The sequence below is a fragment of the Mesorhizobium subarcticum genome, assembly GCF_055456085.1.
Genome location: NZ_CM144237.1, coordinates 5,178,160 through 5,202,663 on the forward strand (window position 1 = coordinate 5,178,160; position 24,504 = coordinate 5,202,663).

Annotated in this window: 23 protein-coding genes and 1 pseudogene; 17 read left to right on the forward strand and 7 right to left on the reverse strand. The window is 63.7% G+C overall.

Annotation, left to right across the window (positions count from 1 at the left end):
• Both rpsI and ACZYHG_RS25325 read left to right on the forward strand, forming a co-directional pair.
• Nucleotides 1–483 (forward strand): 30S ribosomal protein S9, encoded by a 483-nt coding sequence (gene rpsI / locus ACZYHG_RS25320; protein WP_027028580.1) that lies wholly within the window; start codon nucleotides 1–3, stop codon nucleotides 481–483.
• 473 nt (nucleotides 484–956) lie between these two features.
• Entirely contained in the window at nucleotides 957–1,661 is a 705-nt protein-coding gene (locus ACZYHG_RS25325; RefSeq protein ID WP_464610859.1) for a class I SAM-dependent methyltransferase, read from the forward strand.
• 140 nt (nucleotides 1,662–1,801) lie between these two features.
• Here ACZYHG_RS25325 and ACZYHG_RS25330 read toward each other — a convergent pair whose 3' ends face one another.
• The 3 genes from ACZYHG_RS25330 to ACZYHG_RS25340 form a co-directional block, all read right to left on the reverse strand.
• Entirely contained in the window at nucleotides 1,802–3,211 is a 1,410-nt protein-coding gene (locus ACZYHG_RS25330) for an MFS transporter (RefSeq protein WP_464610860.1), read from the reverse strand.
• A gap of 66 nt (nucleotides 3,212–3,277) precedes the next feature.
• Nucleotides 3,278–4,336, reverse strand: coding sequence for a glycerophosphodiester phosphodiesterase family protein (locus ACZYHG_RS25335; protein ID WP_464614784.1), 1,059 nt, complete (start codon nucleotides 4,334–4,336; stop codon nucleotides 3,278–3,280).
• Between the two features lie 95 nt (nucleotides 4,337–4,431).
• Nucleotides 4,432–5,640 (reverse strand): acyltransferase family protein, encoded by a 1,209-nt coding sequence (locus tag ACZYHG_RS25340; protein ID WP_464610861.1) that lies wholly within the window; start codon nucleotides 5,638–5,640, stop codon nucleotides 4,432–4,434.
• Between the two features lie 124 nt (nucleotides 5,641–5,764).
• Between ACZYHG_RS25340 and speB the strand changes: the two genes are divergently transcribed.
• From speB to ACZYHG_RS25360, 4 genes are all read left to right on the forward strand, one after another.
• Entirely contained in the window at nucleotides 5,765–6,772 is a 1,008-nt protein-coding gene (gene speB, locus ACZYHG_RS25345) for an agmatinase (RefSeq protein ID WP_464610862.1), read from the forward strand.
• A gap of 30 nt (nucleotides 6,773–6,802) precedes the next feature.
• Nucleotides 6,803–7,729, forward strand: a complete 927-nt coding sequence (argC, locus tag ACZYHG_RS25350) for an N-acetyl-gamma-glutamyl-phosphate reductase (RefSeq protein WP_464610863.1) — start codon at nucleotides 6,803–6,805, stop codon at nucleotides 7,727–7,729.
• Nucleotides 7,729–8,568, forward strand: coding sequence for an aminoglycoside phosphotransferase family protein (locus tag ACZYHG_RS25355; RefSeq protein WP_464610864.1), 840 nt, complete (start codon nucleotides 7,729–7,731; stop codon nucleotides 8,566–8,568). Before argC ends, ACZYHG_RS25355 begins: the two co-directional genes overlap by 1 nt.
• 79 nt (nucleotides 8,569–8,647) lie before the next feature.
• Entirely contained in the window at nucleotides 8,648–8,971 is a 324-nt protein-coding gene (locus tag ACZYHG_RS25360; protein ID WP_464610865.1) for a hypothetical protein, read from the forward strand.
• An 18-nt stretch (nucleotides 8,972–8,989) separates the two neighbouring features.
• On the opposite strand, the gene ACZYHG_RS25365 is transcribed toward ACZYHG_RS25360, so the two are convergent.
• Complete coding sequence (locus ACZYHG_RS25365; RefSeq protein WP_464610866.1) at nucleotides 8,990–10,081, reverse strand: COX15/CtaA family protein; 1,092 nt, start codon at nucleotides 10,079–10,081, stop codon at nucleotides 8,990–8,992.
• Nucleotides 10,082–10,233: 152 nt separating this feature from the next.
• On the opposite strand from ACZYHG_RS25365, the gene ACZYHG_RS25370 reads away from it, so the two are divergent.
• Both ACZYHG_RS25370 and ACZYHG_RS25375 read left to right on the forward strand, forming a co-directional pair.
• The gene (locus tag ACZYHG_RS25370) at nucleotides 10,234–10,449 is read left to right on the forward strand and encodes a DUF2842 domain-containing protein (protein ID WP_027028569.1); all 216 of its coding nucleotides are present in this window, start codon (nucleotides 10,234–10,236) and stop codon (nucleotides 10,447–10,449) included.
• A gap of 108 nt (nucleotides 10,450–10,557) precedes the next feature.
• Entirely contained in the window at nucleotides 10,558–10,962 is a 405-nt protein-coding gene (locus ACZYHG_RS25375) for a hypothetical protein (protein WP_464610867.1), read from the forward strand.
• A gap of 60 nt (nucleotides 10,963–11,022) precedes the next feature.
• On the opposite strand, the gene ACZYHG_RS25380 is transcribed toward ACZYHG_RS25375, so the two are convergent.
• Nucleotides 11,023–12,081: a polysaccharide deacetylase family protein gene (locus ACZYHG_RS25380; RefSeq protein ID WP_464610868.1), complete on the reverse strand. Its 1,059-nt coding sequence runs from the start codon at nucleotides 12,079–12,081 to the stop codon at nucleotides 11,023–11,025.
• Between the two features lie 481 nt (nucleotides 12,082–12,562).
• Here ACZYHG_RS25380 and ACZYHG_RS25385 point away from each other — a divergent pair.
• Nucleotides 12,563–13,401, forward strand: a pseudogene (locus ACZYHG_RS25385) (GNAT family N-acetyltransferase).
• Here ACZYHG_RS25385 and ACZYHG_RS25390 read toward each other — a convergent pair.
• Nucleotides 13,402–14,115, reverse strand: a complete 714-nt coding sequence (locus ACZYHG_RS25390) for a GntR family transcriptional regulator (protein WP_027028565.1) — start codon at nucleotides 14,113–14,115, stop codon at nucleotides 13,402–13,404. It abuts the pseudogene before it with no gap.
• A gap of 263 nt (nucleotides 14,116–14,378) precedes the next feature.
• Here ACZYHG_RS25390 and ACZYHG_RS25395 point away from each other — a divergent pair, with 263 nt between their 5' ends.
• From ACZYHG_RS25395 to ACZYHG_RS25420, 6 genes are all read left to right on the forward strand, one after another.
• Nucleotides 14,379–15,467 carry an ABC transporter ATP-binding protein gene (locus ACZYHG_RS25395; protein WP_464610869.1) on the forward strand — a complete coding sequence of 363 codons (1,089 nt, stop codon included), beginning with the start codon at nucleotides 14,379–14,381 and terminating at the stop codon, nucleotides 15,465–15,467.
• 34 nt (nucleotides 15,468–15,501) lie between these two features.
• Nucleotides 15,502–16,791, forward strand: a complete 1,290-nt coding sequence (locus ACZYHG_RS25400) for an ABC transporter substrate-binding protein (protein ID WP_464610870.1) — start codon at nucleotides 15,502–15,504, stop codon at nucleotides 16,789–16,791.
• 87 nt (nucleotides 16,792–16,878) lie between these two features.
• Nucleotides 16,879–17,790: an ABC transporter permease gene (locus ACZYHG_RS25405; protein ID WP_464610871.1), complete on the forward strand. Its 912-nt coding sequence runs from the start codon at nucleotides 16,879–16,881 to the stop codon at nucleotides 17,788–17,790.
• Nucleotide 17,791: 1 nt separating this feature from the next.
• Nucleotides 17,792–18,610 carry an ABC transporter permease gene (locus ACZYHG_RS25410; protein ID WP_464610872.1) on the forward strand — a complete coding sequence of 273 codons (819 nt, stop codon included), beginning with the start codon at nucleotides 17,792–17,794 and terminating at the stop codon, nucleotides 18,608–18,610.
• A gap of 2 nt (nucleotides 18,611–18,612) precedes the next feature.
• Complete coding sequence (locus tag ACZYHG_RS25415) at nucleotides 18,613–19,359, forward strand: aspartate/glutamate racemase family protein (RefSeq protein ID WP_464614785.1); 747 nt, start codon at nucleotides 18,613–18,615, stop codon at nucleotides 19,357–19,359.
• Between the two features lie 5 nt (nucleotides 19,360–19,364).
• On the forward strand, nucleotides 19,365–20,198 hold the full coding sequence (locus tag ACZYHG_RS25420; protein WP_464610873.1) for a GNAT family N-acetyltransferase: 834 nt from the start codon (nucleotides 19,365–19,367) through the stop codon (nucleotides 20,196–20,198).
• A 28-nt stretch (nucleotides 20,199–20,226) separates the two neighbouring features.
• Here ACZYHG_RS25420 and ACZYHG_RS25425 read toward each other — a convergent pair whose 3' ends face one another.
• On the reverse strand, nucleotides 20,227–22,536 hold the full coding sequence (locus ACZYHG_RS25425) for a GumC family protein (RefSeq protein ID WP_464610874.1): 2,310 nt from the start codon (nucleotides 22,534–22,536) through the stop codon (nucleotides 20,227–20,229).
• A gap of 259 nt (nucleotides 22,537–22,795) precedes the next feature.
• Between ACZYHG_RS25425 and ACZYHG_RS25430 the strand changes: the two genes are divergently transcribed.
• Together ACZYHG_RS25430 and ACZYHG_RS25435 are read left to right on the forward strand one after the other, a co-directional pair.
• Nucleotides 22,796–23,359 carry a polysaccharide biosynthesis/export family protein gene (locus ACZYHG_RS25430; protein ID WP_464610875.1) on the forward strand — a complete coding sequence of 188 codons (564 nt, stop codon included), beginning with the start codon at nucleotides 22,796–22,798 and terminating at the stop codon, nucleotides 23,357–23,359.
• Between the two features lie 10 nt (nucleotides 23,360–23,369).
• Nucleotides 23,370–24,500, forward strand: a complete 1,131-nt coding sequence (locus ACZYHG_RS25435; protein ID WP_464610876.1) for a glycosyltransferase — start codon at nucleotides 23,370–23,372, stop codon at nucleotides 24,498–24,500.
• Nucleotides 24,501–24,504: the final 4 nt, after the last annotated feature.

The following is a 24,504-nucleotide window of genomic DNA, read 5'->3' on the forward strand; positions in this document are numbered from 1 at the left end:
ATGGCTGAGCTTTCCTCGCTCGCAGAACTGGGCGCCGCCACCGGCAACACAAATACCCAGCCGGCAGCCCCCGTCCACGTCCAGAAGCTCGACAAGTCGGGCCGCGCCTACGCCACCGGCAAGCGCAAGAACGCTATTGCGCGCGTCTGGGTAAAGCCGGGTTCCGGCAAGATCGTCGTCAATGATAAGGAATTCGCGACCTATTTCGCGCGTCCTGTCCTGCAGATGATCCTCAACCAGCCGATCATCGCCTCCAACCGTTCGGGTCAGTACGACATCGTCGCCACTGTCGTCGGCGGCGGCCTCTCCGGCCAGGCCGGTGCCGTTCGCCACGGCATCTCCAAGGCGCTGACCTACTACGAGCCGGCGCTGCGCGCCGTGCTCAAGAAGGGCGGCTTCCTGACCCGCGACAGCCGCGTCGTCGAGCGCAAGAAGTACGGCAAGGCGAAGGCCCGCCGCAGCTTCCAGTTCTCGAAACGCTAAGCGCTACGAGACTTCAGAAATCGAAAAGGCCGCCTCCGGGCGGCCTTTTTGCATCGCGCATCCTCATCCGGCGGAATGGTCCACATCGCGGATGAACAGGAAGGCGCAGAGCGCCGCGAACGCCACCGCAAGCGCGGAGGCGAGGAAAGCAATCTGCATGCCGTGGATCGTGCCCAGCGCCAAGGCAGAGCCTGATAACGCGACGCCGATCGCCCCGTCCGACGGGCGAGAAGCGGGCCGATCGCCACCGGCAAGCACATCTGGGAAATGTCAGGCTCGGCAAATTTGCTGCGGCTCGTCGCGGGCGGCGCGGCACCATGCTACGAAACAGGGACCGGCCTTTTCGGCCCAAAGGACATTTGGATAGGTAATTCTTAGGGGAGATCTCAGATGTCGTCACCCGAACCGATCAAATTCACCGACGGCGCGGCTTACGAGCGCTTCATGGCTCCTGGAGCCGATCCGCCGGAGCTTTGTTCCTCGACTGGCTGGCGCCGGACTCCGGACGGGCCTGGGTTGATGTCGGTGCCGGCAACGGCGCGTTCACTGAGCTCATTCTAGCGAAGTCCGCCCCTTCGTCCGTTTGCGCGATCGATCCCTCCGACGCGCAGATTGCGACTGCTCGGCAAAAAATCTCGGCAAAGCAGGTCGAGCTGTCGATTGGCGATGCGATGGCCCTTCCCTACGACGCCAACCGCTTCGACATCGCGGTGATGGCGCTGGTGCTGTTCTTCGTCCCCGACCCGCGCAAGGGCGCCTCGGAAATGCTCCGCGTCACCAAGCCCGGCGGCATTGTCGCGTCCTACACCTGGGACGTCATGCGCGGCGGCACCCCTACGCAGCATTTGTGGGAGGAGATGGACGCGATGGGCAAACCGCCCGCACGTCCGCCGAGCGCCGAGGTCTCGCGTTTCGCGGCGCTGAAGGCGCTTTGGGCGGAGCTCGGCATCCGCGATGTCGAGACGCGCGAGCTTGTTGTTGAACGCACCTTCGCTGACTTCGACGATTATTGGCTATCCATGGTCGTGAGCAGCCCGAGCGGAATCGTCGGGAAGCTGTCGGATGCGGAGAACGCGGAGCTGAAACGCCGACTAAAGGACAGACTGCCGGCAAGCGCCATGGGAGCGATCACGGTTCACGCCTGGTCGACGGCGATCAAGGGGCGAAAGGCCGCCTAATGCGTGCGGCGCTTTACGTCGCCGCTTTCTTCTTCGTCTTCGGCTTGGGCAGCTTCGGTGCAACCGGCGCTTCCGGCGTGCCCGCAGTTTCGGACAATCAAAAAGGCCGGCTCCGGGCGGCCTTTTTGCATTTGGCATCCTTATCCGGCGGAATGGTCGGCGTCGCGTATGAACAGGAACGCGCAGACTGCCGCGAACGCCACCGCGAGCGCTGAGGCGAGGAAAGCAATCTGCATGCCCTGGATCGTGCCCAGCGCCAAGGCGGAGCCGAACAACGCGACGCCGATCGCACCACCCGACTGGCGCACGGTGTTGAGCACGCCCGAAGCCGTTCCCGACATCGCCGTCGGCACGGACGACAACAGCGCCGTGGTCATGGCGGGTACGGCGAGACCGATGCCTATCGGCAGGAACAGCAGCCGCCACAGCAGCGACAGATAGGTCGTGTCGGCCTGGATCAGCGCCATCAGGCCGAAACCGACTGCACCGAGAAGCAGGCCGATCGCCATCGGCAAGCGTGAGCCATAGGTCGCCGCGATGCGGCCGGCCGCGACATTCGACACGGTGACCGCCGCCATGAACGGCAGGAAGGCGAGCCCGGTCATCTCGGGCGAAAAATGCCTCTCCTTCTGGAAGTAGAGGCTCAGCATGAAGATCGTGCCATAGAGCGTCAGGTTGACCGCCAGCCCGACGAGGCTCGTCACCGCCGGGATGCGGCTGGCAAACAGCTTTAGCGGAAACATCGGCGCCTTGCTCCGGCTCTCGACCAGCAAGAACAGGCTTCCAGCCACCACCGCCAGGATCAATCCGCCAATGACCGGCAATGAAGTCCAGCCCGACGAGCCGGTTTCGATGAAGGCGCCGGTCAGCGAAAACAGTGTCAGCACGACAAGCCCCTGCCCCGCCCAGTCGATCGGCGGTTTCTCGGCCTTGGGCGGCGTCTCCTCCAGAAACCGGTAGGCCATCCAGATGGCGAGAACGCCGATGGGCAGGTTGACCAGAAAAATGCTGGCCCAGCCGAGCGACGCGACCATGAAACCGCCAAGCACCGGCCCGGCCGAAAGCGCGATGCCGCCCGCCGCAGTCCACAGGCCGACGGCACGCGCCCGGCGCGGCTTGTCCGACGCATAGGCGCGGTTGAGCAGCGCCAGCGAACACGGCATCAGCAATGCGGCACCCGCGCCCTGCACGGAACGCGCCGCGATCAGCACCCAGGCACTCCCAGCCAGGCCACAGACCAGCGAGGCGATGCTGAACAATGCCATGCCGCCGACGAAAACGCGGCGGGCGCCGACCCTGTCACCGAGCGCGCCGCCGGCAAGCAGCAGCGAGGCGAAGGCAAGCGTGTAGGCGTCCACCACCCATTGCAGGCCGCCAATGCCCATCGCGAGTGCGGCGCCGATCCTGTTCAGCGCGACATTGACGATGGAGACGTCGAGTTGCACCACAACGAAACCGAGACTGGTCGCGGCGACGGTAGCGGCATAGGCGATGTTGGCGGGGCGGTTGAAAACCAAGGTGTTGGACATGCCCATGGGTAACGGGTTCACCCTGACACCGTTCCGTCAGGAGACACTGCCCCGCGACAATGTGCCGAAGCCTGCAGTGGCCGCAAATCAATTGATGCTGGCGGTCGCGGCAGGCTCGAGGCGTTCGCCGGTCCCGGCATAAGGCACGCGAAAACCGTTCGCCGCCAGCCAGTCGATTGCCGCCTTCGGTTCGTCGGTCTGGATGATGGTGGCGCCACGATCGACCCAGAAACCCCAGGCTTCGCGCGGCAGGCTGGCCTGGACCGCGAGTTCGTCGCCACGGCCGCCGGCCAGGAAACCGCCGGGCTTGTTGACGATGGCGTAGGTGTCGGCCCAGATGTGCCAGTTGCCGCGCACCGCCGCCGCGCGCATGCGTGTGCTGAACAGCGGTCCGCCGGTTTCGGTCAGCGTCTCGGCGCCCGCCCGCCAGTTGATCAGCTCGATCGCGCGCGGCGTAAAAGCGTGGTCGACCGTCTCGGCGAAACCGGCATCATGAACCGCGTCATCGGCGAGGATCGGCATGAACTGGACACCGCCGCCGATCGCGGCCATGGCGGCCTTCACCGTGGTGATCCTGGTCTGGTTCCACAGGTTCTCCTTGACGATGACCTGGTCGGCCATGCCGAGATCACGCGCCACCACGATCATGCCCGGGAGGTCGCCGACTTCGAGCTTGTTGTCGAGATTGATGAGGATCCTGTCCCTTGTCGCCATCAGCATTTCGCGCAGCGTCGAGACCCTCTCATTGGTGACGGCGTGGGTGCCCTCGATCACCAGCCGGCATGTCCTCAGTTCGGCCAGCGTGTACTTCACCACCTCGCCCTTGCAGGTCGTGGTGCGGTCGAGCCAGCTGTCATGCATGACGACGAATTCGCCGTCCTTCGAGCGCCTGATATCGACCTCGACGATCTCGGCGCCCATGGCGATCGAGCCTTCGACGGCGGTAAGCGAATTTTCCGCGTAAAGCGTCTTGCCAGCCTGCATGCTGCCGGCGCGATGCGCGGCCACCATGACATGGTCGCGCCACTGGTTGGCATGCTCGAAGCGATTGAGAATCTGCCTGGCGCGGGTCTCACCGGCGATGGCCTGACTGGAGACGGCCGGGAGTGCCGCGCAAAGCAGGAGGCTCAGCCAAGGGGTCCGCATCAAGAATCGCTCCGTTCCGGATTGGGCCGGAATAGGCGACCCCCGTGACGGCCACATGAACGAAGCCGGCTAGTGGTCGGTCGCAGAAGCGATCGTCAGATGCGTTTCGAGAGCCGGCGGAACCAGGCCATTGCAGGCATTTCGACCAGGCGCCAGGTGATCCACGAGGCGGCGATGGTGGCAACGAGCATCAGGATGATCGCCACGGTCCCGGTCCAGCCGGCGCCGAAGCCGGTCGCGGGCTGGCCGCGCAGCACGAAGTCGCCGATCAAGCCGAGGCCGAGCTTGCGCTCGACGAGCCTGGCGACGTTGATCAGGCGCGCCTGGACGAAGATGTGGACCATGTAGATCGAATAAGACAGCGCGCCGAGTGTCAGCATGAACGGCGTCCTCAACAAGGCGCTGATCCAGCCGCCTTCATGGGCAAAGAGAAACAACGCCAGCGCGAACACCAGGGGTGCGGCGATGCCGAAATCATTGCTGCCCGCCAGCGAGACGAACAGCACGATGACCGCCACCATGACGATTTCGGCAAGCGTCCAGCTCAGCCGTGGGCCGCTCCTGGCAAGGAGCTGTCGCGCCCCTGCAATGGAATCATGTTGAAACCACGCAAGCAGGGCACCGAGCGAGAAGCCGTAGAGGCAGCGGATGAAGCCGAAATCGTAGGACACATCCATATGATGCGTGGAGAAGCCGAGCAGGAACAGCGGCGCGGTGACGGCGGCGGCGACGTACCATACCCAGGCCCGCGCGCCGGCAATGAAGACCACACCGGCGAACAGAAGATAGACGAAAAACTCCGCCGAAATGCTCCAGCTTGGCGCATTCCAGGTCAGATGATCCTCGAAGCCGACACCTTGCAACAACAGAAGATTGACGAGCAGGCTCTTCAGCTCGAAACCGCCGGTAAAGGGGGCGGCGCCGGTGCCATGCAATTGCGGCAGCACCAGCCGCAGCAGTTCGAACCCGGCGAAGGCTGCAAGCATCAAAAGATGCAGCGGATAGATGCGGCCAAAACGCACCAGCGCGAAGCGGCTGACCTCTTCCGGCTGGCTCAGCCGACTGCCGTAGCTGCTGGCGATGACGAAGCCGGAAAGGACGAAGAAGAAGTCGACGAACAGATAGGACGAGCCGATGAAGCTGCTTTGCGAGATCGCGGAAGCGGTCGGGAAATGAAACAGCGCAACCAAAAGAGCGCAGATGCCGCGCCACGAATCGAGAACCTGGAAGCGTTCGCCGGCGATCGTGCCGCTGTGGGTCGACACCACGGCATGGGACGGATTAAGAAACGCGGTCTGCGTCATGATGATACAAATCCTGTCTTGCCGTGGCACCCGGATGGCGCGATTTCGTCTCGCCAAGCTGTGACTGGCATCTTCCGTGCCGGTTCTGTAGTTGTTGCACCCCGATGAAAACCGAGGACCAGTAATGGCGACCAAGAACATCGACCATGCCTTCACCGCCCGCTCCAAAACCGGCGGCGCCCTTGAGCCGACCTATTCCGGCGCGCTGTCTTTCATGCGGCGCAAATACACCAAGGACGTGAAGGGCGCGGACGCCGTGGTGTGGGGCATTCCCTTCGACGCCGCTGTCACCAACCGGCCCGGCGCTCGCTTCGGGCCGCAGGCTATACGCCGCGCCTCGGCGATCCTCGACAATGATCCGCAATACCCGTTCTCGCGCGATCTGTTCGAACACCTCGCGGTGGTCGACTATGGCGACTGTCTGCTCGACTCAGGCAACCACCAGAAGACGCCCGGCACGATCGAGCGCGAAGCGGCGAAGATCCTGAAATCGGGTGCCTTTCTGCTGACGCTTGGCGGCGACCATTTCGTCACCTGGCCGCTGCTCAAGGCGCATGCCGCCATTCACGGGCCGCTTGCCTTGGTGCAGTTCGACGCGCATCAGGATACCTGGCCTGACGACGGCAAACGCATCGACCACGGCTCCTTCGTCGGCCGCGCCGTGAACGAAGGCATCATCGATCCCGAGCGTTCGATCCAGATCGGCATCCGGACGCACGCGCCTGACACGTTCGGCATCAAGATCCTCTACGGCCACGAAATCGAGGAAATGCGTGCGTCCGACATCGCCTACGCCATCGTCGATCGCACCGGCGGCAAGAAGACGTACCTCACTTTCGACATCGACTGCCTCGACCCGGCCTATGCGCCGGGAACCGGTACGCCGGTTGCCGGTGGGCCGTCCTCGGCGAAGATCCTGTCGACGCTGCGCCAGCTCACCCAGGTCGATATTGTCGGCGCCGATGTCGTGGAGGTTGCGCCGGCCTATGATCACGCCGATATAACGGCGATTGCTGGCTCGATGGTGGCCATGCAGTATCTCGGCCTGCTGGCGGAGCGAAAGGCTCGGCAGGAAGAGATGAACAACGGCCATCACAACGGTGCCGCGGTGAATCACGGTCACGGCATATAGTCTTGGAATATCAGGGAATTTGATCAGGTCATGAAACCGAAAATCTTCATCGACGGCGAGCACGGCACCACCGGTCTGCAGATTCGGGCGCTGCTTGCCGAGCGCGGCGACCTGGAGATCATTTCGATCCCGACCGAGCGTCGCAAGGAAACCGCGGCGCGCGCCGAATTCCTCAACGCAGCCGATGTCGCGATCCTCTGCCTGCCGGACGATGCGGCGAAGGAGAGCGTTTCGCTGATTGCCAACGACACCACCAAGGTCATCGATGCATCGACCGCGCATCGCGTGGCCGAAGGCTGGGCCTACGGCTTCGCGGAAATGGACAAGGATCAGGCGAAGGCAATCGCCGTGGCCAAGCGCGTTGCCAACCCCGGTTGCTGGCCGCAAGGACCGATCGCAACGCTGCGGCCACTGGTCGCCGCCGGCCTGCTGCCCGCCGATTTCCCGATTACCGTCAACGGTATTTCGGGCTATTCGGGCGGCGGTCGCCCGATGATCGAGGATTATGTCGCCAAGGGGGAGGACGCCTCGGAGTTCCTACCCTATGGCCTCAGCCTGCAGCACAAGCACGTGCCCGAACTGCGGGCCTATGCGAAGCTGTCGCATGATCCGATCATGCAGCCGGCGGTCGGCAATTTCGCGCAAGGCATGATCACCGTGGTGCCGCTGCAGCTCGGCGGCCTCGACCGCGTGCCGACGGGTGCGGAGCTTCATGCGGCCATTGCCGACCATTTCGCCGCGATCAAGGGCGGTGTGGTCGAGGTGGCCCCCTACGCCCATCTGGAGCGGATGCCGGAGATCGATCCGGAGATCTACAACGGCACCAACCGGATGAAGGTCTATGTCTTCGCCAACGACAAACGCGCGCAGGCGCTGCTTTTGGCGGTCTACGACAATCTCGGCAAGGGTGCCTCGGGTGCAGCCGTCCAGAACATGGACCTGATGCTCGGGCTTTGATGGACGCACCAGCCTTCCCGGCGCGCTGGAAAGTCAGCGCGCCGGAACTCATTGCCGAAACCTTTTCGAGCCGCATCTGGAAGGTTGTTCGCGAAGATGGCTCGCCGGCCGTCGTCAAGGCGCTCAAGCCTTTCGACGATGTCGCCGACGAGTTGCGCGGCGAGCATTTCCTGGCTTGGCGGCGGGGCGAAGGCGCGGTGCGCCTGCTTGGCCGCGATGGTCACAGTATGCTCTTGGAATATGCCGGCGACACCCTGCTTTCGCGGATTCTCGATGAACAGGGCGACAACGCCGCGACCGCGATCGCGGCCGAGGTGATGGCGAAACTGTTTTCGCCCGGGAAAGACCCCTACCCGCCCGAGCTTCAGCCGCTCAGGGAACGGTTCGTCAGCCTCTTCAAGAAAGCCGCGACCGATCGTGATGCGGGCCATGCCAGCCTCTACGTCGAGGCCGCAGCCATCGCCGATCGGCTGCTGGACGATCCGCACGACATCAGGCCGCTGCATGGCGACCTCCACCATGACAACATCCTGCATGGGCCGCGTGGCTGGCTGGTGATCGACCCGAAGGGCGTGCTTGGCGATCCCGGCTTCGACGCCGCCAACATGTTCTACAATCCGCTCGACCGCGATGCGCTTTGCGTCGATCCCCTGCGGATCGCGCATATGGCCGAAGTCTTTGCGAGCACGCTGGGGCGACCACCGGTGGCGATTCTGGACCATGCCATCGCCTATGGCTGCCTGTCCGCTGCCTGGCACCACGAGGACGACAATGCGGTCGAGGAGAACCGCGAATTGTCGATCGCCGAGGCGATCCGGACGGTGCGGGCGTGTTTCTGATCAAGCGAGGGTATTGGTAAACACTTATTTACCATGTTGGACTACTGAGATGTCTTGGCCCCTACTCCAAGGATTCGTCATGGTCAGCGCGATCTCGGGCTCCTCCTCCGCAGCCCAGTATTCCTCCTCCAGTTCGTCGAGCAATGCAGCTCAAGAGGCCGCGCTCGAAAAGCAGATCCAGGACCTGCAAGACCAGGCCAAGGCGATCAAGGATCAGGTTCAAGCGGCCCAGATTCAGCAGGATATCGCCACGGCCCAAGCCAAGCTCGACGCGCTCAGGGCCGCCGACGCCGACAAGGCGGCCAAGGCTGCCCAGAGCCAGTCAACGCCGTCCGCCGCCGCTGTGCGCCAGGCGGAATTCGACGGCCAGAAAACCACGCAGTCCAACGAATTCTGGATGTGACGGGCCGATCGCTCGAAATCAACTCCTGAGCGCGATTTCCTGGGGCAAGGGGTAAGCCCCCTTGGTGCCGCGCCAATGCGCGGCGGCGAAACCCAGCACGATCAGCGCAAAACCCTGGTGGGTCAGCGCCATGTGCAGCGGCACATGCATCAGCAGCGTGCCGATGCCGATCGAGGCCTGCACCAGCACCAGCAGAAACAACAGCGTCGCCCGGCGGGCGTGGGTTGAGCCCGGCAGGCGGATCCGTGTCGCGATCATGTGCCAGAGCGCGACGGCGAAGACCGTATACGCGCCGAGCCGGTGGACGAACTGGACCGTCTTCGGGCTCTCGAAGAAGTTGCGCCATGCCGGCTCGAGGATCAGCAGATCGCCGGGGATGATTTTGCCGTCCATCAACGGCCAGGTGTTGTAGCTCAAGCCCGCATCAAGCCCCGCGACCAGGCCGCCAAGATAGATCTGGATCAGCGCGAGCAGCACTATGAAGCCGGCCAGCCGCTGTGTCGAGCGATCGGCGGCGGGCTCCGAATGCGGCGCCAGCCCACGCGCCACGACCATGGTGGCGGTGAAGATCAGCGCCGCCAACGTCAGATGGGTCGCCAGCCTGTACTGGCTCACCGACACACGGTCGACCAGGCCGGAAGCCACCATCCACCAGCCGATGGCGCCCTGCAGGCCGCCAAGAAGCAGAATGCCGACCAGCTTTGGCCCCAGGCCGCGCTCGATGCGGCGCGTCGCCCAGAAGGCCAGCAGCGGCAAGGCAAAGACCACGCCGACGCTGCGCGCCAGGATGCGATGCGCCCACTCCCACCAGAAGATCGACTTGAACGCCTCGACGCTCATGCCCTTGTTGAGTTCGGTGTATTGCGGGATCTGCTGGTAGCGCTGGAATTCCTCCTGCCACTCCGCATCGTTGAGCGGCGGGATGACGCCATGGATCGGCTGCCATTCGGTGATGGAAAGACCTGACTCCGTAAGCCGCGTGGCGCCGCCGACCAGCACCAGCGCAAACAGCACCAGAAGCACGACATAAAGCCAGCCGCGCACGAGCGCGCGGTTGTGCAGGTCGCGGTCGCGAGCGATGTATGGCGCGGCGGCTGAGATGGCAGCCATGATCTTGTCCCGGCAGGTTGAAGTCGCGGATTGGTGGACCATCGCACCGGTGCTGGCAAGACCATCCGACGCGGCACGCCGTCGCGCCTGATGTCGCGGGTTGCGTGTCTCCCACGTTCGGCCTAAGCGATAGCGATTAACGAGGCCAAGTCATGCCCATTCGCCTGAAAAAGCTGATCGGAATGTTCCTGCTGGTGGCGCTGGTCATCATCTATGCGCTGGTCGCATCGATCTTCGCTGTCGCCCGGCTGTCGGAATCGGGCGCGTTGGTGCAATTCCTGTTCTTCCTGTTCAGCGGCCTGCTGTGGGTGCTGCCGGCAATGGGCATCATCAAGTGGCTGATGCTGGAGCCGCGGGTGAAGCGCTGAAACGGCTTGGGTCGGTTCGCACCGGCACCCGCGTCAAAAAACGCGAATGTGATTCATCGACCTGCGAACAAGAGGCTATCCTGACGGCGCTCGCCTGGGGAGGCCGGCATGCTGAAAGGGATGTTCGCGGGGCTGCTTTTTCTGCTCGTTTCACTCACCGCGTCGATCGCGGCGGCTGAAACCATCAACGTATCGGACGACCATGGCGGCAGCGTCGCCGCCTACGGCCAGCGCTGGAAAGCTTTGGCGGCACGTGGCGTCAATGTGCGCATTGTCGGCAAATGCCAGTCCGCCTGCACGGTGCTGCTTGGCTATATCCCCCGTAGCAGCATATGCGTGATGCCGGCGGCGAGCTTCGGCTTCCACCTGGCGCATCGCACCGACATGACCGGCGTGCTGTGGAACGCTTACGCGTCCGACATCCGCGGCTGGATCAACGCGCATGGCGGGTTGACGGCAGATCTCAAATGGATGAGCGCCCCAGACACCTACCGGTATTTCCACAAATGCTGACTTGCCGATGTCCGCAGGGGAGATCGTCGTACCCGACCAACCCGTCGGCCTCCTAGCCCGTCAGATGGTGACGACCATCTTGCCGGCATTGGCAAGCGGCGTCGTCACGCCCGACAGCATGGTGCGGATGTGGGCGAGGTTTTGGTAGCGGCCATTGACCGAAATGCGTGGCAAGGCATGCAGGAAGCCGGCATGTTCGGCATGTAGCAGACCATGGCGGGTCGTCACGGCTGAGACATAGCCAGCGTCACGGGCAAAGCCCACTTCGCGGCAGCCGACGGCGCTGGCATAGCCATAGGGGTAGGCGAAGTGGCGAGGCTCCCCGCCGAGCGCGGTCCGCAACACGTCTTTCACGGCGCCGATCTCGTGGCGCGCATCGGCTTCGGAAAGCCGCTTCAGATTGCTGTGGTTGATCGTATGGGCGCCGATCGCCACCAGTGGATGCGCGGCGACAGTACGAAGCTCATCCCAGTTCATCAGCGTGCGCAGTCGCGGGGCGTCCGCGTCGACGCCATTTGCTTTGGCAAGATCGCGCAGCACGCTCCGCAGGTCTTCCTCGCGGACCTCGGTGGCGAGATAGGCGTGCAGCCGAGCTATGGCCTGGTGCTTCCTGGCTGGGGTCGCGCAATCGATCACTGTCGGACCGTTGGAGGTCGGCAAGGTCAGGCGGTTGCACGCATTGACGATGTCCTCGGCCACGTCCCACCACAGGTCGGCGGTGCCGTCGATCAGTCCGGGCGCGACATAGATGGTGATCGGCGCGCCGTGTTTTTCCAGCACCGGCAACGCCTCGATCATGTTGTCGCGATAGGCGTCGTCGGCGGTGATGGTGGCGAACCGGCCGCCCTTGCCGCCTGCCTTGATGCGCTCCACGGCTTCGTCCATCGACACGAAGGCATAGCCGTCGGCCTTCATGTCGGCGATCACAGCGTCGAGGAAACCAGGCGCGATGTTGAGGTGCCGATTGACGCTGTCAGGCTTCTCGGGTGTCGCCGTCACGCGGTGCAGCATCAGGATGGCGCCGATGCCGCCGACAAACGGCCTGGCCAGCGGTGCGAGGCCGGTATAGCGGGCGAAATTGAGCGCCAGTTTCCGGATTGCCTCCCCACCGTCGATCATTCATTCACCTTTTGCGCCTAGGCTGATCCAAGCACGGAACACGCCTGAGCGCTCCCCCAAATCGGGATCAATACGCCTTAAGGATTGAGGTATGGTTGACGCAATGGCGTCATTTGACGGCAATCGGCTCGCGGCGACCGAGGCTTCGCCACGCGCCCTGCCGAAGGATGCCGAGGGCCTGTCGGTTTCCGTTGCCGGAGCCGAAGGGCTCGCAGCCTATGCGGGGTTCTGCCGCTCGGCGCTCTTTGCACCGGCGCAGGGCGCGATATGGATCCTGAACTGGGCCGCGCATATCAAGCCCGATCTCATCGTGGCGACGCTCACGCTCGAAGGCAATCCGGTCTTCGCGCTCGTGCTGGAGGTTGTGAGCCAAGGGCCGTTTCGGGCCGCCCGTTTCATGGGCGACCGCCACGCCAATGGCAATTTCGCCGCCGCCGACCCGCAATGGCTGGCCAGGGCTGACATTACGGCCGTCCGATCGATGTTTGCGGCCATCGCCAAGGCGCGCCCCGACATCGACGTCATCGCACTGGAACGATTGCTGCCCGATCTCGACGGTATCGTCAATCCGCTCGCATCGCTCGATCACTTCGCCAGCCCCAATCTTTCGCTGGCCGTCGACCTTGCCGGTGGCTTCGATGCGCTGCTGTTGCGCGCCAGCGGCAAGCGCAAGCGCAAGAAACATCGTTCGCAGACGCGCAAGTTCGAGGCCGTCGGCAGCCACCGGCGCATCGAGGCGCGCAGCACGGACGAGGTGGACAGGCTGCTCGACGCGTTCTTCGAGATGAAGGAACTTCGCTTCCGCAAGATGGGCATTGCCAATGTCTTCGGTGACGACCAGACCCGTGGCTTCTTCCGAGGATTGTTCACGCAAGCCTTGGCCGAGGACAAGCCCCCTTCATGCTGCACGGGCTGGAGGTCGCCGGCAAGCTGCGCGCCATCACCGGGTCAAGCCGCTCCGGGCAACGCCTGATCTGCGAGTTCGGAGCGATCGCCGAGGATGATCTGGGCCACACCAGTCCCGGCGATTTCCTGTTCTTCGACAACATCCAGGAAGCCTGCGAGACCGGTTTTTCGGTCTATGATTTCTCTGTCGGCGACGAACCCTACAAGCGGCAGTGGTGCGATATCGAAACCCGGCATTTCGAGGTGCTGGTGCCGCTGACGCTGAAGGGCCGCGCGCTGGCGCTGACGCTTCGCCAGGGTGCGCGGCTGAAAGCCTTCGTCAAGAACAGCCCAACGATCTGGAAGCTGACCAAGATGTTGCGCCGCAAGGCAGTTGGGCAGGCTGCGCCCGCTGCCACGGACGACGAAAACTAGTCAGAAGTTGAGAGCTTCCCTGAGTGCCGGGCCGGCCCTGACACGAAGATCGAGATCGGCCTCGATATGGTCGATGTGGTGCAGCATCAGCCGGCTCGCCCGCTCGCAATCACTGCTCTCCAGCGCGCCGACGATTTCCGTGTGCTCGCTATGCCCGCAGGCGGACACGCCCGAGCGGCCATAGAGCGCGATAACCAGCGACGAGCGCGCCACCAGCTCCTCCATGAAGCGCTGCAGGATGGCATTGCCGGCGACAGACGCCAGCAGCAAATGGAAATCGCCCGACGCCTTGATTTCGGAACGCCGCGCGGTCGGGCCGCGCTCGGCGATGAAGCGACCTTCCTCGTCGAGCTGTGCCTTGAACGCCGCAATATCGGCTGCTGTGACCCGCCCGCAAGCGGCAATGGCGATGCCCGGCTCGATCAGCCGGCGCGAGGCGAACACCTGGCGCGCTTCCTCAGGCGACGGGTTGGCGACGAAGGCGCCGCGGTTGCGCTCGGTGCGCACCAGGCCTTCGAAGGACAGCATCTGCAGAGCAGCGCGTGCGACAGTGCGACTGACGTCGAACAGCGTGCCGACCTCGCCTTCCGAGAGCTTGGTGCCCGGCGCCAGCCTGCGGTCGACGATGGCGTCGCGCAGATTGTCGCGGATCGCCTGGGCGCGATCCTGGTTGGCGCTGTCGGTTGCGGAATAGATATGATCGGCAATGTTCATGGCGATGATGTTCCCGCCCCCTTCTAGCGCGACTCGTCCTCTCCGCACGAGAGGCAAAGTGGACACGAAGCCAGAAAAGATTGCATACGATTCTTGTGCAGATCGCCAACAATCGCCCATAATTTGTGCAACGCACAAGACAGCTCGCTGCATAGGCAACAGGCGAGAATCCTGATTTTTCTGACAATTCAATCGGTTGGCCCGACACATCCCATTTGGCACGCATGATGCATTGGTTAACGCGACCAAACGGGGAAGCCTGAATGTCCAAAGCCGCCGAGATCGACATCGTGTCCGTTTCGAAAGTCTATGGAACGACGACCGCCGTCGAGGACATCAGCCTGAAGATACCGGCGGGCACCTATTGCTGTCTGCTAGGCCCTTCCGGCTGCGGCAAGACCTCGACGCTGCGCATGATCGCCGGCCACGAAAGCATTTCGTCGGGTGATGTCCGGCTCGGCAACACCGTCGTCACCGACCTGCCGCCGGCCAAGCGCGGCACGGCGATGATGTTCCAGTCCTACGCGCTGTTCCCGCATCTCGACCTCATCGATAATGTCGCATTCAGCTTGAAGATGAAGGGCATCGATAAGGAACAGCGCCGCGCCAAGGCGCTCGACATGCTGAAGCTGATGCAGATGGAAGCCTATGCGACGCGCCGGCCCGCGCAGCTTTCCGGCGGCCAGCAGCAGCGCGTGGCGCTGGCCCGCGCGCTGATTACCGATCCTGAAGCGCTGCTGCTCGACGAACCGCTGTCGGCGCTCGACCCGTTCCTGAAGATACGCATGCGTGCCGAGTTGAAGAAATTGCAGACCTCGCTCGGCATCACCTTCGTCCACGTCACCCACAGCCAGGAGGAGGCCATGGCCTTGGCGGACCTGATCGTGGTGATGAATGACGGCCGCATCGAACAGGCAGCACCGCCGCGCGACGTGTTCGAACGGCCGGCCACGGCCTTCGTCGCGCGCTTCATGGGCGACCACAATGTCATTTCCGGCCGGGTCACCGGCAGCCAAGACGGCATGGTCGTCTTCGACGTCAATGGCGGTGGCTCGCTCGCCGCCTGCGGGCAAGGCCAGGAGCCGGGTACGCCGATCGACATTGCCATCCGCACCGACCATGTGCGCATCGGCCAGGCGCCCTCGCCCGGCCTCGGCTTCACCGGCATCGTCTCCAACATCGAATATCGCGGCGCCACGGTGAAGCTGTCGGTTACCGGCGCCGGCATCGACGACTTCACCGTCATCATCGACGATTCCGACTTCTTCGCCAGACCCGTCGCCCTTGGCGACGCCGTACCGCTCGCCTGGGATGCCGAGGATGCGATCGTCCTCGGCCGCCTTCATTCATGACTTCAACGAAGCAAAACAAGACAGGGGAATAGGCATGACAAAAACCACCGAAACGAAGACAGGCATTTCGCGCCGCTCGCTGCTCAAGACAGGTGCCGCCGCCGTCGGCTTTGCTGCCGGCTCGGGCGTCATCACAGGCTTCCCGACCATCTGGGCGCAGTCCAACATCACGCTGCGCCAGTTCGGCACCGGTGTGTCGAACCTCAACGCCATCGCCGACAAGTGCAAAGCCGACCTTGGCATCACACTGGAGATGACCGCGACCGATTCCGACGCCGCCGCCCAGCGCGCCGTGACCCAGCCCGACAGCTATGACATCGCCGACATCGAATACTGGATCTGCAAGAAGGTGTTCCCGAGCGGCGTGCTGCAGCCGATGGATGTCAGTAAGCTGAAATATTACGACGAGCTGGTGCCGCTGTTCAAAACCGGCAAGCTGACGCCCGACAGCGTCATTGCCCAGGGCACCGCGCCGCACACGGTTGGTTATGTCGAGGCGCAGGATTCAAAGACCTTCGCCAAGGCGCCGACCAACTGGTTCACCATGGTGCCGACCATCTACAACGCCGACACGCTCGGCATCCGCCCCGACCTCGTCGGCCGCGACATCACCACCTGGGCCGACATCATGGATCCGGCCTTCAAGGGCAAGACCGCCATCCTCAACATCCCTTCGATCGGCATCATGGATGCGGCCATGATCATGGAAGCCACCGGCAACATCAAATATGCCGACAAGGGCAACATGACCAAGGACGAGATCGACAAGACGATCGACTTCCTGATCAAGGCCAAGCAGGCCGGCCAGTTCCGCGCCTTCTGGAAGTCCTTCGACGAGAGCGTCAATCTGATGGCGTCGGGCGAAGTGGTCATCCAGTCGATGTGGTCGCCCGCGGTCGCCGCCGTGCGCTCAAAGGGCATCGCCTGCCGCTTCCAGCCGCTCAAGGAAGGCTACCGTTCCTGGGGTGGCGGTCTCGGCCTTGCAGCCCATCTCAAGGGCGCCGAACTCGACGCGGCCTATGAATACATCAACTGGTACACGTCGGGCTGGGTCGGCGGCTACCTCAACCGCCAGGGCTACTACTCGGCCAACATGGTCTCGGCCAAGAAGTTCATGTCCGAGGACGAGTGGGGCTACTGGATCGAGGGCAAGCCAGCCAAGGGCGAAATCAAAGCGCCTGACGGCACCGTCATGGAAAAGGCCGGCGCCGTGCGCGACGGCGGCTCCTTCGAAGAGCGCATGGGCAAGGTCGCTTGCTGGAACTCGGTCATGGACGAGGACCGCTACATGGTGAAGCGCTGGAACGAGTTCATCGCGGCATAAGCGAGCAAGCGCCGCTCCTTTACCCCTTCTCCCCTTGCGGGAGAAGGGAACGCGGCTCAGGCCGCATCATCAAACCCGAGAGCATTGATGACAGTCGCGCTCGAACGCCCTGCAATCGCCGCCGCGAAACCAGCCCGACGACGCCGCTTCTCGCTCGGTGCCGTCACGCCCTACCTTCAGTCGGCACCTCTCGCGCTGATCCTTGGCGCGTTCCTGCTTTTGCCGATCATCATGATCGTCGTCGTGTCCTTCTGGGATTACGACTTCGCCGCCATGTACCCGGACTTCCTGACCACCAATTATTCCGACGTTCTCGGTTCGTGGGTCACCTGGAAAACCTATCTCAACACCATCAAATTCGCCGTCATCGTCTGGGCGCTGACCTTGTTCATCGGCTTCTGGGTCGCCTATTTCCTTGCCTTCCACATCCGCACCACGGCCATGCAGATGGTGCTGTTCCTGGTGTGCACCGTGCCGTTCCTGACCTCCAACATCATCCGCATGATCTCGTGGATCCCGGTGCTCGGCCGCAACGGCCTGATCAACTCGACGCTGGTGCATCTGGGGCTTGTGCCCAAGCCCATCGAATGGCTGCTCTATTCCGAATTCGCGGTCGTGCTCGCCATGGTGCATCTCTACACGCTGTTCATGGTGACGCCGATCTTCAACACGCTGATGCGCATCGACCGCTCGCTGGTCGAGGCCGCGCGCGACGCCGGCGCTTCCGGCTGGCAGGTGCTGTGGAACGTCATCATCCCGCTGGCCAAGCCCGGCATGGCGATCGGCACGATCTTCGTCGTCACGCTGGTGATGGCCGACTTCTCCACCGTGCAGGTGATGTCGGGCGGCCAGAGCGCATCCGTTGCGCTGATGATGAAGAACCAGATGTCGCTGCTGCAATATCCGGCTGCCGCCGCCAACGCCGTGGTGCTGCTGGTTCTGGTGCTGTTGATGGTCGCCGGCATACTGCGCATCGTCGATATCCGCAGGGAGCTTTGAGGTGAGCCACGAAAAACGCACCTTGGAATTCTATGTGTTGGCCGGCTTCTTCGCGCTCTTCGTGCTGTTCCTGTACGGGCCGCTGTCGGCGATCCTGATCCTCTCCTTCCAGGGCGAGACCGGCGGCCTCACCTTCCCGCTCAACGGCGTGTCGTTGCACTGGTTCGCCAATCTGTTCGAGCGTCAGGCGGTTGGCGATTTCGGCGGCAGCTTCAAGCGCTCGCTGGTCCTGGGCCTGATGGTGATGGTCGTCACCGTCTTGGTATCGCTGCTGGCGGGGCTCGCCTTCCGGCAAAAATTTCGTGGGGCGACGGCTCTGTTCTATCTGGCTGTCGCCAGCCTCGTCGTGCCCTCGATCATCATTTCGCTGGGCATCGGCGTCGTCTTCCAGCAGGTCGGTTTTCGCCCTGCCTGGTACACGTCGGCCTTCGGCGCACACCTGACCTGGACCTTGCCTTTCGGCGTGCTCATCATGTTCGCCGTCTTCAACCGGTTTTCGCCGGCTTACGAGGAAGCCGCCCGCGATCTTGGCGCCAGTTCCTGGCAGACCTTCGCCCATGTCGTCTTGCCGATGATCGCGCCGAGCCTGATCGGCGTCGGCCTGTTCGGCTTCACACTGTCCTATGACGAATTTGCCCGCACGCTGATGACCTCAGGCAGCTTCAACACGCTACCGCTCGAGATCTACGGGATGACCACCAATGTCACGACGCCCGTCCTCTACGCGTTGGGCACGGTAACCACCGTGTTCTCCTTCCTGGTGATCCTGGCGACGCTGGGCGCCATCCTCTATGTCGGTCGCCGCCGGGCTAGAGCGTGACCGTGCAAATCCTGGTGGTAAACCCCAACACGACGGCGAGCATGACCGAGACGATCGCGGCGGCCGCGCGCGGCGCCGCCGCTGGCCTGACCGAAATCGTCGCCGTCACCTCGTCCATGGGGCCGGCCTCGATCGAGGGCTATTATGACGAGGCACTGGCTGTGCCGGGCCTCTTGATGGAGATCGCCGCCGGCGAGCGAAAAGGCGCTCAAGCCGCCATCATCGCCTGTTTCGACGACACCGGGCTGGACGCTGCCCGCGCCATGGCCGCCATTCCCGTCCTCGGCATCTGTGAGGCGGCGCTCAGCCTCGCCTCCTTCATCGCCCAGCGCTTCAGCGTCGTCACCACCACCGACCGCTCGCGCGTGCCCGTGGAGGCGCTGGTGCAGCGCTACGGCATGGCCGGGCGCGCCCGTGTGCGCGCCGCCGACATTCCCGTGCTTTCCCTTGAAGACCCGGCATCCGGCGCGGTCGAGAAACTGCGCGGCGAAATCGCCCGCGCCATCGAGGAGGACCGCGCCGAAGCCATCGTGCTCGGCTGCGCCGGCATGGCTGATCTTGCCCATCGTCTGCAGGGCGAATTCAGTTTGCCGGTCATCGACGGCGTGGGTGCGGCTGTGAAGCAGGCGGAAGCGTTGATTGCCTTGGGCCTGTCGACCTCCAAGCGCGGCGCCTATGCCAGCCCTCTCGCCAAGCCCTATCGCGGCGTGCTGAAATCCTTCTCGCCCGGGATGATCGCCGCGGAATGAGAGCCATGAAACCGACCCTCCGCACACTGTCGCTGCAGGAACTGAGCGTTCTGATCGACTGGGCGGCCGCCGAGGGATGGAACCCTGGCCTCGCCGATGCCGCCGCCTTCCAGGCTACCGATCCGGAAGGCTTCATCGGCGCGTTTGTCGGCAATGAGATGGTCGCGGCAATCTCGGCTGTCGCCTACGGTCCAGAATTTGGTTTCATCGGCCTTTACATCTGCCGTCCCGACATGCGTGGCAAAGGCTACGGAAAGGCGGTTTGGACTGCCGGCATGAAAAGGCTCGCAGGCCGCACGATAGGGCTCGACGGGGTTGAAGAACAGCAGAGCAACTATCGGCGCAAAGGCTTCCGTCCGATCTATGAGACCATCCGTTACAGCGGGCGCCCGGCAGTACCAGCCGTCAGCGCCGAACGGCTGCGTACGGTTACCACGCAGCTCATTCCCGACATCATCGCCTATGATGCGCATTGCTTTCCCGCGCCCCGGCGCGCGTTCCTGCAGCAGTGGCTGCAGCCGCCACACCATGCGCTGGCGGCAATCACGTCCCAAGGGACGAACGGCTATGCGGTGGCGCGCTTGTGCCGCGATGGCTTCAAGATCGGACCCTTGTTCGCAAACGGCGTGGAGACCGCGCTGCACTTGCTTGAAAGCCTGGCGGGTGCCTGCGAGGGCGATCTCAACATCGACGTTCCGGCAACGAAGCTGGATTTCATATCGGCGCTCGGTGCGGCTGGTTTCTCACCGACCTTCACCACCACGCGAATGTACAAGGGGCGAGCGCCGAAGCTCGGCCCCGAGCGGATATTCGGCGTGACGAGCCTGGAACTGGGATAGTACCGAGCGTCGGAGAACAGCAGTTCTATCAGGCCGCGGAGCGCCGCCCGGGACTTCCCGGCGGTTCGTGGCCAAGCGGCGTCACCAGCGTCAGGTCGGGGTAACCGCTCTCGATCAGCTTGACGGCCGCCTGCGTCACCTCATCGTCCGGTTCAAGCATGGACAGGAACACTTCCGTGGCCTCGCCGCCCAGGCGGCTGATGCCTTGCGCATCGGCCGGCCCGCATTCGACCACCACAAGGTCATAGGCGGTGGTCAGCGACTGCATGATGATCGGCAGCCGGTCGGCGGCGCGCATGGCGCGGACCGGATCGGCGGTGCCGACGGGAATGACGTGGCAGTCGGAATAGAGATCGGCATGAATCACGTCGCTGAATTGCGCCTGAGAGGCCAGCAGATCGGTGATGCCGGGGAAAAGCCCGCTGTCCAGCATCGGCCGCGAGGCGGCACCCGAGGCGGTCAGGTCGAGCAGCAGGACGCGCAGGCCGGCATCGGACACCTCACGCGCCACCAGGACCGCCGACGCGGCCGCCTCATCGCCTTCGGGCGAGACAAATATGGCGCGCGCCGCCCCACTGGCGATCAGCTTTTCAGCGGCCTTCTCGATGTCGATCTCGCCGAGCACCGAGGGCGTCCGCTGGACCTCTGCGACGGGCTCCGGCTCGGCGACTGATACAGCCTCGGCGATGGGCTCGGCCTTTGACACAGGTCCTGCCGGGGCAACAGGTTCGGCAACAGGCTCGGACGCGGCAAGCGGCTGCATCGGCATCATTTCCGGATCCGCAACCGTTTCAGGCCACGGCGTCTCAGCGGCACGACTGGCGAACTCGCTGGCGGCAGCCGGCTCGAGGCGGGCCGATGGCTCCGGAGCAGCCGGCTCCTGTTGGGCAGTTGAGGGCATCGCGACTTCGTCGATCGGCGCGAAACGGGTACCCGTGGCCGGGCGCATGGCGCGGCCCGAGAACAGCTCCCGCAGCAGCGTGAAGACAGCCGCCAGCAGAAGCGAAGCCGCCGCGGCTGCGCCAACGATCGGCCCGACCTTGGGGAAATACGGCTCGGAGGGCACCGAAGCCGGCGAGGAGACGCGGGCGTCGACCGGCACGTAGTTGCGATCCTTGCGCGAGGCTGCCTCGCGGTAATTGGTCAGATAAAGCTCGAGCTGCTGGCGCTTGGCGGCGGCATCGCGCTGCAGCGCGTCGAGATCGACCTGCTGTTCGCCGGCCTGCGCCGAGGCTGCCTTCAGCGTGTTGACGTCGGCGACGAGCTGGCTTTCGCGTGCCTTCGCGGCATCGGCCTGCATGACCAGGCCCTTCATGACCTTCTGGGCTTCGCTGCGGATTTGCGCGTCGAGATCGGCCAACTGTGATTTCGCCGCGCGAACGCGCGGATGATTGTCGAGCATCGTCGTCGACAGATCGGCGATGTTGGCGCGCAACTCAGCCTGGCGTTCGCGCAAACGCTGGATCAGGTCGGAAGACAGCACTTCCGGCAGGGAATCCAGCGAGCCGCCATTCTGCAGCGCCTTGCGCATGCTGTCGGCGGTGCCTTCGGCCGCGGCGCGGTTGGCGCGCACCCGCGACAATTCGGTCGACAGCTCGGCCAGCTGCTGGGTCGCCAGAGTGGCGTTGTTGCCGCCCATCAGGAGGTCGGACTGCGAGCGGTAAGCCGCAACCTTGGCCTCGGCATCCCTGACCTGCTTCGACAGGTCGGCGATCTCGGGCGCCAAAAAGTCCGCGGCGGCGGTGTTCGATTCGCTCTTGGCCGCGCCCTGCCCGGCAATATAGGCAGCGGCAATGGCATCGGGGATGGCGGCGGCGAGCTTTGGATCCTCTGAGGAGAACTCAATGGCAATGATGCGGGTCTTTTCAACGCCAAAGACGTTGAGCCTCTCGCGCATCTTCTTCAAGACACGCTCGTCGGCTGGAACATCCATCGGGTCGTTCTTCAGCCCCAGCAGGATCAGGACGCGGCTCAGCTTCGACATGTTGAGCGTCTCGTCGAACTCAGGCAGCCGCGACAGACCGAGTTTCTGCGCCACCTGCTTCAGGATTTCGTTGGACGAAATGATCTGGACCTGGGTGGCAACGCCTTGCTCGTCGAGGATCGGCTTGTCGCCGTCGTTGTTGCTGCCGGCCGGACGGGTGTAGACGGATTCACGCGGGGCGATTTCCACCTGCGTCTGAGCTTTGTAGTGCTTGGTCGCGAATGATGCGAAGGCAAACGCCAGGCCCGTCACAACCAGAACGAAGACCAGAATGCGCAGCCAGTTCCTCGCCAGGCTGGCGAAGAGCTGCCTGAGGTCGACGTCAACATCTGCGGCCGCGGACTGAACGGACATGCATCCCTACTCCGAAACTGGGTCAGCACGCACCGTAAACAACTATGGTAACCCAGTAGTTAAGATCGCGGTAATACGCCGTTAGGGATTACTGGCGAGCAGCAAACAAACCCGCAAAAAAACGACAAAACCATTGCCGGTGTGCGCCGCATTGACCGCCTCCTTTACCGACCATTAACCCTAACAGGATGATAACGAACCTCGATATCAGATGTTTGCTGCGATGCTGCAGCGGCCAGCCGAAGGTACGTGTCCGGTCATGAAAAGCACTGCTTCTCTCTTTCGCGCGCTGCTTGCCGTATCGATGCTCGCCGGCTGTTCCAGCTACCGGCCGACCCCGGCGGCGTTCCACGAGGTGCTCGACCAGCCCTACCGCCTCGGCGCAGGCGACCGCATCCGCGTCACCGTGTTCGAGCAGGACGGGTTGACCAACACCTACAGCGTCGACCAGTCCGGCTATCTCTCCTTCCCGCTTGTCGGCGCCATACCGGCGCGTGGCCACACCGCACAGCAGATGGAAAAGGAAATCGCCGACAAATTGCGACAAGGCTATCTGCGCGACCCCGACGTCTCGGTCGAGATCGATCGCTACCGGCCGATCTTCGTCATGGGTGAAGTGGGTGCCGCCGGCCAGTATTCCTACGTGCCCGGCCTTACCGTGCAGAAAGCCATCGCCATAGCCGGCGGCTTCTCGCCACGCGCCAACCAGGAAAGCGTCGACATCACTCGCGACATCAACGGCAAGGTGATGACCGGCCGCGTGGTCACATCCGAGCCGCTGCTGCCCGGAGACACCGTCTACGTCCGCGAACGCCTGTTCTGACAGACACCACGTGGCGGACAAGCTCAGGATCGTCCACTGCTTTCGCTCACCCGTCGGAGGAATTTTCCGCCATGTGCGCGACCTGACGGAAGCGCAGGTCGCCGCAGGCCATATGGTCGGCATCGTCTGCGATTCGACCACCGGCGGCGAATTCGAGGAGCGCCTGTTCGCGCAGATGAAGGACATGCTGGCGCTCGGTATCCATCGCACGCCAATGCAGCGCCATGTCGGCCCGGGCGATCTCGCCTCGGCGCGGCGCACCTACAGGATCATCAAGGAATTGCGGCCGGACGTGTTGCACGGGCATGGCGCCAAGGGTGGCGCCTATGCCCGTCTGTTCGGCTCATTGTTGCGGATATCAAGGTCTCGCGTAGCCCGCCTTTATTCGCCGCATGGCGGCTCTCTCCACTATGACGAGAACACGATCACGGGAAAGCTTTTCTTTGCGCTCGAACGCTTCATGGCACGCTTCACCGACTGCCTGCTGTTCGTCTCGGATTATGAGCGGCGGACCTATCGCAGGAAGGTGGGCGAGCCGCCGATCCCCAACATTCTGGTCTACAACGGACTGCGTGCCGCCGAATTCGAGCCGGTGATCACCAGTACCGATGCGGCGGATCTGCTCTACATCGGCATGATGCGCGACCTGAAGGGGCCCGACATCTTTATCGACGCCCTGGCCGCCGCCGGTCCGCAGCTTGGACGCGCGCTGAGCGCGGTAATGGTCGGCGACGGCGATGACCTGCCGCGCTACCACGCGCAGGTAGAGCGCCTGGGACTCCAAGGCAATGTCCGCTTCCTGCCGCCAATGCCGGCCAGGGAGGCCTTTGCGCTGGCAGCGCTTGTCGTGGTTCCCTCACGCGCCGAAGCCATGCCCTATATCGTGCTGGAGACGCTGGCCGCGGCGAGACCGATGATCGCGACGTCCGTCGGCGGCATACCGGAGATTTTTAGCTCCGGCTCCCCTGCCTTGATTCGCCCCGATCCGGTCGAACTCGCCGACAAGATGAGTGAGGCGCTTGCCGACCTTGCCGCCTATGGCCGACTGATGCCCGATACTGCCAGCCTCAAGGCGCGCTTCGGGGCCGACGTCATGGCCGCCGAAATCGAGAAGGCTTATTTCGCTGCGCTCGACAGGTAGCGCC